This is a genomic window from Streptomyces chengmaiensis, from assembly GCF_029846775.1.
Taxonomy (GTDB): Bacteria; Actinomycetota; Actinomycetes; order Streptomycetales; family Streptomycetaceae; genus Streptomyces; species Streptomyces chengmaiensis.
In genome coordinates this window covers 63,349-74,782 of record NZ_JARWBG010000001.1, presented here as the reverse complement: position 1 = coordinate 74,782, position 11,434 = coordinate 63,349, and the positions used below count along the sequence as shown (strand labels likewise).

Here is an 11,434-nt window from a genome sequence, read left to right as displayed (position 1 = left end):
AAAGGAGGTGATGGTGGCGTGAATTGGGGTGCATTTCAGGAGCTGCGGGACCTCATGTCGCCCCACGAGAATGCAGGAGACGAAGTTGATTGGTCTGCTGCCGCTGAAGAGGTCGGTCTCCTATTTCCGGGAGATTATCGAAAGTTCGTTACTGTATATGGGGCTGGGACTATTAGTGACAGCATTGCCGTTGCGATCCCACCCCCAGACGCTCCGGAATCGTTGACCGTTGATCGATTGCCTCGCGATACGCGAACCTCTCCCGAGATGCAGGACTGGCAAGATCCGAACTTGGGGGGTAGGCATAGCCTCGACGACATGTTGGTATGGGGGCAGACTGCGGGAGCAGATGCTCTGTGTTGGCTGACGTCGGCTGCTTCGCCGGAAGATTGGCCAGTTGCCGTGTGGGCTCGTCACGGCGGGGGGTGGGCCCTGTACGACTGCGGGATGGTGGAATTCCTGCTCAGGATATTCCGTGCGGACTTTCCCAAGTGCCCGATCAGCGATACCTCGCTGTGGGGGAATTTCAATCCTAGGTTTCTGCACATCCGTGAAGAGCAGAGGCTGTGGGATGCGGGCCTTGACCCATGGACGGGTGAGGTTGATCTGATCGCCGGAACGGAATTCGATTAACGCAGGCTCGCGAAAGTCTTCACGGTCCATAGAGGGTGGCTGACGTGTCCGTGATGGATGACCTTCAGAGGCTCCTGGGTGCCGGGCCCTTCGGTGAACCCCGCGCGACGGAGCCTCGAGGGCGACGTGGCCACCGACTGGATGCCTGAGTGGCCTGAGCGTGACTGGTTTGAGTAGTGGGTGAGACTCGCCGTCGGCCGCCGCGCTTGCCGTTGAAGCGTTCGGTGCTCACATGGTTGAGGGATGCGAAGTGAGCGAGGCTATGAGCGCTCCGAACGCTTGCTGTGCGGTCGGGGTCATTAGTTCAGGAGCCTTGGTGTCACCGAGGAGGATCGTTCCGTTGGGAGCGAGGGCGATGCGGACGCAGTTTGCGGCTTACGCGCTGTAGGAGGAGGTTCTCCAGGAGAGTTCGGCCATGGGAGTTTCCAGTCAGATTTCTTGGGCGATCTGGTGGATGAGGTTGTGCGACTTCGCAGGGGAGAGCGCGCGGGACTGCTTACGGTCGAGAGCTGAGCGGTAGCGATCCAACTGGGTCTCCGCGTCCAGAAACTCGCAGCCGTGGTCGGTGTCGAGGACCACGGTGTCGAGCCTGTGGCACCGGGCCTGAAGCGCAGGTGATGGGCTGGCCGGAGGCAGGGAAGGAAGCCTCGCCGAAGGGGATGGTCCGAACAGTGACGTTGTCCCGCTCGCTCGTCCCCAGGAGGTGGGCGAGCTGGCCGCGCGCGACCTCGCGGTTCCGAACCCCATCCGTAGCGCGGCTTCGTGGATGATTGTGCGTACGGCGTGGGGGTTCCCTCGAAGAGGATCGCCTGGCGCTTGATGCGGTACGAGACTCGGTGCTCGATCTCGTATGGGCGCAAGGCGGGACACTCTCCGTCATTATGGCGCGAGCGTGGTCGGTTGTCTGGAGCAGGCCGGGCATGTGGATGACCACGTGCGACATGCAGGGCCATGGCGTGGTGCTCGAGTTCGGCGAGGTCGATGAGGCCGGGGGAGAGCCGCTCGCGGTAGTCGTCCCACCATCCGCGGGCACGGTTGCCCGTCATCGCGGCCAGAGCCTCGATGTACTGCTCGTCGGTGCATGTGTAGTTGCGGGCCAGGGCGCGCACGCGATCTGCGCTCACGGCGTATCGGCCGGCCTCGATATTGCTGATCCGGGCCTGCGGGCCGCCCAGGAGGGCGGCGGCTGCTCCGCTGGAGGGCGCGGTCAATGTCCGCGATCTGGTCGGCTATCGGACGTACGACGGTGAGCGGGTGCGGTACGGCAGGGTGTGCCGCGCCGACGAGCTCGGCAAGTTGACCGAGGCCGACGTCCGCACCGTGGCCGGGCTGGACCTGGCGCGGGTGGTGGACTTCCGGGTGCCGTTCGAGGTCGGCTACAACGGCCCCGACCGGCTGCCCCCCGGTCTGACCCCGGTGGCCAGGCCCGTCAGCGATCTGGGGCTCTTCGCCCAGTTGCTGTCGGTGATCGGCTCCCCGGACCCGGTGCGGCAGGAGGAGGTGCTCGGCGGCGGGCGCGGTGGGGAGCTGATGCGCGCGATCTACCGGGCGTTAGTCACTGATCAGGACAACCGCGCGCGGTTCGCCGAGACCCTGCGCGATCTGTCGGGCGAGGTGCCCGGGCCGCTGCTGTACCACTGCACGTCGGGCAAGGACCGCACGGGCTGGACCAGTTATGTACTGCTCCGCGCCCTGGGTCTGCCGGACGCGTCGGCCCGGCAGGACTTCCTGCTCTCCAATGCCTTCCGCGCGGATGCGGACCGGCGCACCCGCGATGCGGTGCGCGACCGCGGTCTCATGGAGAACCCGGATCTGCTGATCCCGGTCCAGGAGGTGCGTTCCAGCTACCTTGATGCGGCGCTCGACCAGGCCGAGCGGGACTACGGCGGCCTGGTCGGCTATCTCAGGGACGATCTCTCCCTGAGCACCTGGACCCTGCTCGGCCTCCGCTTCCGGCTGGTGAGCTGACCGACCGCGAAGGGGCGCTGCCCCGGGCTGGTGGCCCCTGGACAGCGCCCCGCGTGCTCAGCCGGTCAGAAGGTGAGCTTGAAGCTGTTGATGTAGCCCGTGTCCCAGCGCGCCAGATCCTGCACCCGCAGTTTCCAGGTGCCGTTGGCCGTCTCGCTGGAGGCGTTGACCGTGTATGTCTCCTTGACGTCGTCCGCGGAGTCGCCGCCGCTGGCGTTCTTCAGGCGGTAGGTGCTGCCGTCCGGAGCCACCAGGTCGATGACCAGGTCGCCGCGCCAGGTGTGCACGATGTCCACGCCGACCTTCAGTGCCGAGGGGGCGTTGCCGCTGCGGTCCGAGACGGTGATCGAGGAGGTGACGGCCGCGCCGTAGTCCGGGATGGAGACGTCGGAGGTGTTCTCGTACACGTCGCCGCCGGGCTCGCCGGGGTCTCCGGGCCGGTCGCCGACGTTGACGCCCGCCCAGGCGTGGGCCACGGCCTTGGCCTCGGCGCTGTCCGCCCCGTAGATCTCGTTCGCCACGGCGAGTGTGCCCTCGCGGGCGCCGTGGTAGTTCGTACGGGAGTTGAACTTCGTGGTCAGCGCCTTGTACCAGATCAGCGCGGCCTTGTCGCGGCCGATGCCGGTGACGGGCAGCCCGTCGGAGGTCGGCGAGTCGTAGTCGACGCCGTTGACGGTCTTGGGGCCGCTGCCCTCGGAGAGCAGATAGAACCAGTGGTTCGCGGGTCCGGACGAGTAGTGGACGTCCACGTTGCCGATGCCCGAGTACCAGTAGTCCTTGGACGCGCCGTCCCTGCTGGGCTTGTCCATATAGCGCAGCGGGGTGCCGTTGCCCCGGATGTCGATCTTCTCGCCGACCAGGTAGTCGCCCTTGTCCTGGGAGTTGTTCGCGTAGAACTCCACGGCCGCGGCGAAGATGTCGCTGGTCGCCTCGTTGAGGCCGCCGGACTCGCCGCTGTAGATCAGGCCCGCGGTGTTGGAGGTGACGCCGTGGGTCATCTCGTGCGCGGCGACGTCGATGGAGGTGAGCGGCTTGGCGTTGCCGGAGCCGTCGCCGTACGTCATGCAGAAGCAGCTGTCCTGCCAGAAGGCGTTGACGTAGTTGTTGCCGTAGTGGACGCGTGAGTACGCGCCGACGCCGTCGCCGCGGATGCCGCTGCGGCCGTACACGTTCTTGTAGTAGTCCCAGGTGACGCCCGCGCCGAAGTGCGCGTCCGCGCCCGCGGTCTCCATGTTCTGCGGGGTGCCGTCGCCCCAGACGTCGTCCGGCCCGGAGAAGAGCGTGCCGCGGCCTGAGGTGCCGCGGTTGAGGTTGTACGTCTTGTGGTCGCCGCGACCGGTGTCGGTCAGCGTGTACGACGGGGCCGTGCCCAGCGTGACCTGGCCGCTGTACTGGGTGTTGCCGGTGCCGTTGTGGACGGCCTGCCACTCGAAGAGCTTCTCGCCCGTGGCGGCGTCGGTGACGACGTGCAGCTCGTTCGGGGTGCCGTCATGCTGCAGGCCGCCGACGACGGTCTCGTACGCGAGCGTCGGCTCGCCCTGGCCGCCCATCCAGACCACCTTGCGCGGGGCGCGTTCGGCCTTGGCCGCCGTGGAGCCCTCGGCCTTGGCTGCGGCCACGGCCTGCTTCTCGGCCGCCGAGGGCGAGACGCGGGCGGCGCCGGTGTCGATGGAGCGGAGGGCCGCCTGTGAGGCGCGGGCGACCGACTCCGTCGCTCCTGCGGTGGTCTCGGCGACCACCAGATCGCCGCCGAGGACCGGCAGTCCGTCATAGGTGCGCTCGTAGCGCGTGTGCGTGGTGCCGTCGCGGTCCTGGACGACATCGCGGACGAGGAGCTTCTCCTTGGCGGACAGGCCGAGTTCCTTGGCCGTGGCGGCCCTGGTGGCGTTGGCCTCGCGTATCAGCTCGGCGCGCTGGGACGGGGTCAGATCGGCGGGCAGGGCGCCGGGGTCGGCGCCTTTCGCAGCCTGGGCGCGGGGTGCGGCGTCAGCAGTCTCCGCGGCAGAGCTGCTGGTCTGGAAGCCGACCGCGAGGAGGGCGGCGGCAGCGATGAGAGCTCCGGTCGCGGTGGCGCGCCGGCGGGGCGTGGGTCTCACGCGAACTCCTTCTGCGATGGGGGGACCGGCCCGTTGGGTGGGCGGGCCGGGCAGAACGCTGGTGCGTGGACGTGCCGTGACAAGTCTTCAGTTGTGTCTTGGTCGTGGGGGAAGGGTGACAGCCGTGGACCCATTCTGTCAGGACCGCGTCAAATACTTGGCCGAAACTCGTCCGTTGGCTGCATGGTCGTGTTCGTTAACCGGACGTTTCCCCGGGGCGGCCGCGGCTTACGGCGATATGACGGCGGGGCCCGCCGTGGTGCACGGCGAGCCCCGCTCTCAGGCGCTCCAGGTCAGTTGTAGGGCCTGAACAGCTCCGTGGACGCATACACCCAGCTCTTGGCCGGGGCCGTCCAGCCCGCGATGGCGCCGTTGAACATCGCGTTCGGCCGGGCCGTCCAGGTCCACATCTTCACCGCGCCGTCCGACTGGTGGTTGAGGATGGCGAGGTCGTCGCGGCCGTCGCCGTCGTAGTCGCCGACGACCTGCTGCATACGCCCGGCGTCCAGGTTCCCCGGCTTGCTGGCGAGCGTGATCCTGGCGGAGCCGAAGCGGTCCCTGCCGCCTGACTTCTCCGACAGCATGGTCGAGGTCCTGTCGCTGCCGTCGGGGTAGTCGTACCAGACCAGGGCGTCGTCGCGGCCGTCGCCGTTGAAGTCCCCGGCGTGCGGGGTGGTGCGGTTCCAGTCCAGCGAGGGGCTGTGCCACCACACGGCCGGGTCGGCGAAGCCGCCGTCCGGCCTGCCCGTGAAGACATACGTCTTCACGGAGTTGTCGCCCTGCCCGTAGAACACGGCGAGGTCGTCGCGGCCGTCGCCGTTGAAGTCACCCGTGGTGAACTTGGCGCGGCTGCGCAGCCAGGTGCCCTTGGGCGCGGACCAGGAACCGACCGGGGCGTTGAACTTCCCCTTGCCGTCAGCGGTGAACGTCCACAGCTTGCTGGTGCCGTCGGCGTACGCGTACCAGACGGCCAGGTCGTCGACGCCGTCTCCGTTGAAGTCACCCGCCTGCGGGGTCATATAGCTGATGTGGAAGCTGCCGGCGGGCGCGCTCCAGGCGGTGTACGGGGTGCCGAAACCGCCGTCCGGCTTGGCGAGCGCCACCCACACCTTGACGCTGGTGTCGCTGTAACCGTAGGCAGCGGCCATGTCGCCGCGACCGTCCCCGTTGAAGTCGCCCGTGACAAACTTCATGTACTTCGCTTCCCAGGCCCCGACGGCGGCCGTGAACGACTTCTTCGGCGCGCTGATCGCGCCGTCCTCGTTGCCGAAGAAGGTGTACGTGGCGTCGCTGCCCGCGGAGAAGTCGTACCAGGCGCCGAGGTCGCTGCGGCCGTCGCCGTTGTGGTCGTGGCGCACGGCGGTGCCGCTGGACCACTGGGACACGCCCTGGCCGTTCAGCACGACCAGGTCGCCGCGGTCCCGCAGGACGACGGAACCGCCGGCCGCGCCGGTCCCGGACTCCCACAGGGTGTCGGCGCCGGCCGCGTCGCGCACGACGAGGTTGCCGTCCTCGCCGAACAGCGCGGTCGCGCCCGCGTTGCCCGCGGTCCCCGCCGACCACAGCGTCTTGCCCGCGCGTGAGGTGACGACCAGGTTGCCGTCGGCCCTCATGGTCAGCCGGGCCGCCGTGGAGGAGAGGGAGTCACCCGGCAGCAGCCGCTGCCCGGCGGTGAGACGGGAACCCAGCGCTATGCCGTCGGCGCGGGCGGCCACCGCGCCGGTACGGGTCTCGGACTCGGGTGTGCCGAAGCAGCCCCCCTGCCAGGAGCGGCTGCTGACGCCCACGAGTTCGGTCCTGCCGTTCGCCTGCCGCAGCACGGGACCGCCCGTGTCGCCCTTGCAGATCGCGTCGGCGGCGGTCTTGCCGGAGATGCCGAGCGTGCCTTGCTCGACGGCGTCCACCGCGAAGGAGGCGGTGTGCAGCCGATCAGGCGCCCACTCGGTCCTGGTCCTCCCGAACCCGGCCGCCGTCAGCGTGTCGCCCGCGCCGGCGGAGGTGGCCGCGACGGCGACCGGGGCGATGCCGGCCGCCGGCTCGGCCAGCCGCGCCAGCACCAGATCGCGGCCGGCGCGGGGCACCAGGTCCACGATCTCGCTGACATGGCCGCCGTCGCCCGACGACGCGGTCAGGCCGACGGTGGCGATGGTCTTCAACGCGGGCTTGCCCGGTGTGATCTCGGTGCTCCGCAGCGGGTTCTCCGCGAAGCAGGACGCGGAGGTGAGGATCCAGCCCGGCTCGACCAGGGCCCCGGAGCAGGCGCGTTGCGCATCGCCTTCGCCGATCTCGAGCCGTGCGGTGAACGCGTACGCGCTATCCGTGGCGGGTGTGCCGACGACTGCCTGCGCCGGCCCTCCGGCCAGCATGCCCGCCGTGACGGCCGCGGCGGCCAGGGCCGCGGTCCGTGCGGGGCGTGGACGTATTCGCATCAGAGTCAGTGCTTCCTTAGCGCGATTGGCTTGCCAGAAGGTGCCAGATGGGCGGCGGAACCCTCACGGGGCTCCGCTGAAAGGACGTCAAAAGACGGTGTCCAGAAAGATATCCTATGGAATGATCTGCTCCGGATCGTCAGCCCACCACGCTCTCCCGCCACGCCCGGTGCAGCCCTGCGAACCTGCCCTCGTCCGTGACCAGGTCGGCCGGTGCGCCGTCCTCCACCACCCGGCCGTCCTCCATCACCAGCACCCGGTCGGCGATCTCCACCGTCGACAGCCGATGGGCGATCACCACCGCCGTACGGCCGTGCAGCACCGTGTCCATCGCGCGCTGCACCGCACGCTCCCCGGGGATGTCCAGCGAACTGGTCGCCTCGTCCAGGATCAGCACCGCCGGATCGGCGAGCAGCGCCCTGGCGAAGGCCACCAACTGCCGCTGGCCCGCGGAGATGCGGCCGCCACGCTTGCGCACGTCCGTGTCGTAGCCGTCCGGCAGGCTCATGATGAAGTCGTGCGCGCCGATGGCCTTCGCCGCCTGCTCGATGTCCGCGCGGGTGGCGTCCGGCCGGCCGATCGCGATGTTGTCGGCCACCGTCCCGGAGAACAGGAACGCCTCCTGGGTGACCATCACCACCCCGCGCCGCAGCTCCGGAACCGCCAACCCGCGCAGATCGACCCCGTCGAGCAGCACCCGGCCCTCGGTCGGGTCGTAGAACCGGGCCAGCAGCTTCGCCAGCGTCGACTTGCCCGCACCCGTCGAGCCGACGACGGCGACCGTCTGCCCGGCCGGGATCGTCAGATCGAAGCGGGGCAGCACCTCGCCGCCCGTACGGTAGGCGAACCGCACCCCCTCGAAGACCACCGCCCGCCCCGGCTCGCCGCCCCCGCGCGGCGGCAGCTCACGCGGCGCGGCAGGCTCCGGAACCGTCGGCCTCTGGGCCAGCAGGCCCGCGATCTTCTCCAGCGAGGCGGCCGCCGACTCATAGGAGTTCAGGAACATCCCGAGCCGGTCGATCGGGTCGTACAGCCGCCGCAGATACAGCACGGCGGCGGCCAGCACGCCCAGCGCCAGCGTCCCGTCGGCGACCCGGTACGCGCCCCACAGCACCATCCCCGCCACCGACACGTTGGCGATGAGCCGGGAGCCGACCACAAAGCGGGCCATCTCCAGGATCGCGTCGCCGTTGCTCCGCTCATGGCGTTGGTTGAGCCGCCCGAAGTGCGAGTCGTTGGCCTGCTCGCGCCGGAAGGCGCGCACCGGACGGATGCCGTTCATGGTCTCCGCGAACTTCACGATGACGGCGGCGATCGCGGTCGAGCGCTCGCTGAACACTCGTGCCGCGCGGCGTCGGTAGAGGCGGATCAGCAGATACAGCGGTACGAACGACGCCAGGGCGAGCCCGCCGATCCCCACGTCGAGCCAGAGCAGCAGCACCGTGATGTACAGGGTGGCGAGGACCACGCCGACGAGCTCCTGCAGACCCTCGCTGAGCAGTTCGCGCAGCGACTCCACGTCCGTGGTGGAACGGGAGATCAGCCGGCCCGAAGTGTAGCGCTCGTGGAAGTCCACGGACAGGGCCTGGGAGTGGCGGAAGATGCGGCCCCGCAGATCGAGCAGCGCGTCCTGGTTGACGCGCGCGGACGCCCGGATGAACGCGTACTGGAACACGCCCGCCCCGGCCGCACACACCGCGTAGCCGACGGCGACCGCGATGAGCGGGCCGTAGTGGTCGGCCCGGTACGCGGGCACGCCGCGGTCGATGGCGTACGCGACGAGCAGCGGCCCCGCCTGGGCGGCAGCCTGCTGGAGCAGCAGGAGCAGCGCGGCCACGGCGACGAGCCCGCGGCGCGGCGCGAGCAGGGACCGCAGCAGGGCTCCGGTCGCACCCCTGGGCGAGGGCAGCGCGTCCCGGTCGAACGGGTCGCCGCGGTCGTCGGCTCCGTCGCCGGCTGTGCCGCCGGACGCGGGCGCGGCGGCGGATCCGCCGACGGCCGGAGGCGACGGCGTCTCCGGTCCGTCCGGCTGCTGCCCGGCGCTCGCCGTGGGCTCTTCGTCGGGGACGGAGTGCCGGCTCGTCGTACTGCTGGTCATCGGCTGCCGCCCTTCTCCGTGCCCGTGCCTGCGCTCGTGTCTGTGCCTGTGCCTGTGCCTGTGGCTGCGCCTGTGCTCGTGTCTGTGCCTGCGCTCGTGCCTGTGGCTGCGCCTGCGCCTGTGCCTGTGCCTGGGGCTGCGCCTGTGCCTGTGCCTGGGGCTGCGCCTGCGCCTACACCTGTGCCAGCGCCTGTGGCTGCGCCCGGGCTCGTGCCCGCTCCCGTGGCTGCGCCCGCTCCTGTATCCGTGCCTGCTTCCTGACCTGACCCCGGCTCCGGTCCCGTCACGGACCCCGGCTGTGGCCACGAGACCGGTTGGCGCTCCGCCCCCGGTACCGACTCCGGTGCCAACTGCGCCCCCTTCGGCGCCGGTCCCCGGCCCCGTTCCGACCCGGGGCCCGTCTCCAGACCCGACATCAGCCATGCGTACTCCCCGTTCGTACGCAGCAGCTCCTGATGCGTTCCCACCGCCGCGATGCGCCCGCCCGAGAGCAGCGCCACCCGGTCGGCGAGCATCACGGTCGACGGGCGGTGCGCCACCACCAGTGCCGTCGTGTCCTGAAGCACCCGGCGCAGCGCCGCCTCCACCAGGGCCTCGGTGTGGACGTCCAGCGCGGACAGCGGGTCGTCGAGGACGAGGAACCGGGGCCGCCCGACCACCGCCCGCGCCAGCGCCAGCCGTTGCCGCTGGCCGCCGGAGAGGCTCAGACCCTGCTCGCCGACCTGTGTGTCGACACCGTCCGGCAAGGTGTGAGCGAAGCCGGCGTGCGCCACCTCCAGCGCGCGGTCCAGCGCCTCCGCCCCGGCGTCCGCCCCGCCCATCAGCACGTTCTCGGCGACGCTCGCCGAGAACAGCGTCGGCTCCTCGAACGCCACCGACACCAGCTCCCGCAGCCGTTCGCGCGGCATCGCGGCGATGTCCTCGCCGTCCAGCAGAACGCGCCCGGCGGTCACCTCGTGCAGCCGCGGTACGAGGGCGGTCAGCGTCGTCTTACCGGAACCGGTCCCGCCGACCAGCGCCATCGTCTCGCCGGGACGGATCCGCAGATCGACGCCGTCCAGCACCGGCGCGGACTCGGGGCCGGCGTCCGGGTAGCGGAACCGCACCCGCTCGAACACCAGCCCGCCGCCCTCCCGGGCGCGCCCCGCCGCCGGCGCGGACGTCCCGTGCGACTCCGGCTCCGCGTCCAGGACTTCGAAGTACCGCTCCGTCGCCGTCGCCGCCTCCTGGCTCATGGCGATCAGGAAGCCGATGGACTCCACCGGCCAGCGCAGCGCCAGCGCCGTGGAGAGGAAGGCCACCAGCGTGCCCGCCGACAGCCCGCCGTCGGCGACCTGCACCGTGCCCAGCACCAGCGCGGCGCCGATGGCCAGTTCGGGAATGACCGTGATCAGTGCCCAGATGCCCGCCAACAGCCGAGCCTTGAGCAGTTCCGTGCCGCGCAGCCGCCCCGCCAGCGCGCGGAAGGCATGCGCCTGGCTGCGGTGCCGTCCGAAGCCCTTGACGATCCGGATGCCCAGCACGCTCTCCTCGACGACCGTCGTCAGATCGCCGACCTGGTCCTGGGCGCGCCGCGCGGCCAGCGCGTACCGTGACTCGAACAGCGAACAGATGATCATCAACGGGATGACCGGGGCCAGCAGCACCAGCCCCAGGGCCCAGTCCTGAGCCAGCAGCAGCACCACGCCGACAAGGATTGTCACGCCGTTGACGAGCAGGAACGTCAGCGGGAAGGCCAGGAACATCCGGATCTGCATCAGGTCCGTCGTGCCGCGCGAGAGTAACTGGCCGGAGGCCCAGCGGTCGTGGAAGGCGATCGGCAGCCGCTGAAGATGCCGGTACAGATCGGTGCGCAGCGCCGCCTCGACCCCGGCCAGCGGCCGCGCCACCAGCCATCGCCGCAGCCCGAACAGAACCGCCTCCGCGATGCCGAGCACCAGCAGGAGCAGCGCTCCGAACCAGACCCCGCCCGGGTCGCCGTGGGCCACCGGTCCGTCCACGATCCACTTCAGGACGAGTGGGAAGACGAGACTGAGACAGGAGGCCATGACGGCGACCACGGCAGCGGTGAACCACCGTGCGCGGACGGGCCGGACGTACGGCCACAGCCGCAGCAGCGTGCGCACGGCGGACTGACCCGCCGGGGCGTCGGCGTTCGGGGACTCCGCAGACGGCCGATCGGCGGTCGGCGTGTCACCGGTCGGTGAGTC

Annotated in this window: 7 protein-coding genes and 2 pseudogenes; 3 read left to right on the top strand and 6 right to left on the bottom strand. The window is 70.2% G+C overall.

Annotated elements, in window-relative coordinates:
- Nucleotides 1-54: 54 nt before the first annotated feature.
- Nucleotides 55-414 (top strand): annotated as a pseudogene (locus QCN29_RS36990) (SMI1/KNR4 family protein); the annotation flags it as partial.
- A 33-nt stretch (nucleotides 415-447) separates the two neighbouring features.
- Complete coding sequence (locus QCN29_RS00295; RefSeq protein WP_279925385.1) at nucleotides 448-633, top strand: hypothetical protein; 186 nt, start codon at nucleotides 448-450, stop codon at nucleotides 631-633.
- Nucleotides 634-1,062: 429 nt separating this feature from the next.
- Here QCN29_RS00295 and QCN29_RS36795 read toward each other — a convergent pair whose 3' ends face one another.
- Nucleotides 1,063-1,212, bottom strand: a complete 150-nt coding sequence (locus QCN29_RS36795; protein ID WP_318036677.1) for a Scr1 family TA system antitoxin-like transcriptional regulator — start codon at nucleotides 1,210-1,212, stop codon at nucleotides 1,063-1,065.
- 91 nt (nucleotides 1,213-1,303) lie between these two features.
- Nucleotides 1,304-1,513: pseudogene (locus QCN29_RS36985) on the bottom strand (hypothetical protein); the annotation flags it as partial.
- A gap of 266 nt (nucleotides 1,514-1,779) precedes the next feature.
- Between QCN29_RS36985 and QCN29_RS00285 the strand changes: the two are divergent.
- Nucleotides 1,780-2,601: a tyrosine-protein phosphatase gene (locus QCN29_RS00285; RefSeq protein ID WP_279925384.1), complete on the top strand. Its 822-nt coding sequence runs from the start codon at nucleotides 1,780-1,782 to the stop codon at nucleotides 2,599-2,601.
- A gap of 65 nt (nucleotides 2,602-2,666) precedes the next feature.
- Here QCN29_RS00285 and QCN29_RS00280 read toward each other — a convergent pair whose 3' ends face one another.
- The 4 genes from QCN29_RS00280 to QCN29_RS00265 form a co-directional block, all read right to left on the bottom strand.
- The gene (locus QCN29_RS00280; protein WP_279925383.1) at nucleotides 2,667-4,697 is read right to left on the bottom strand and encodes a M4 family metallopeptidase; all 2,031 of its coding nucleotides are present in this window, start codon (nucleotides 4,695-4,697) and stop codon (nucleotides 2,667-2,669) included.
- 293 nt (nucleotides 4,698-4,990) lie between these two features.
- Entirely contained in the window at nucleotides 4,991-7,126 is a 2,136-nt protein-coding gene (locus tag QCN29_RS00275; RefSeq protein ID WP_279925382.1) for an FG-GAP-like repeat-containing protein, read from the bottom strand.
- A 139-nt stretch (nucleotides 7,127-7,265) separates the two neighbouring features.
- Nucleotides 7,266-9,224, bottom strand: a complete 1,959-nt coding sequence (locus QCN29_RS00270; RefSeq protein WP_279925381.1) for an ATP-binding cassette domain-containing protein — start codon at nucleotides 9,222-9,224, stop codon at nucleotides 7,266-7,268.
- Nucleotides 9,221-11,350: an ABC transporter ATP-binding protein gene (locus tag QCN29_RS00265; RefSeq protein ID WP_279925646.1), complete on the bottom strand. Its 2,130-nt coding sequence runs from the start codon at nucleotides 11,348-11,350 to the stop codon at nucleotides 9,221-9,223. The genes QCN29_RS00270 and QCN29_RS00265 overlap by 4 nt, the downstream gene beginning before the upstream one ends.
- Nucleotides 11,351-11,434: the final 84 nt, after the last annotated feature.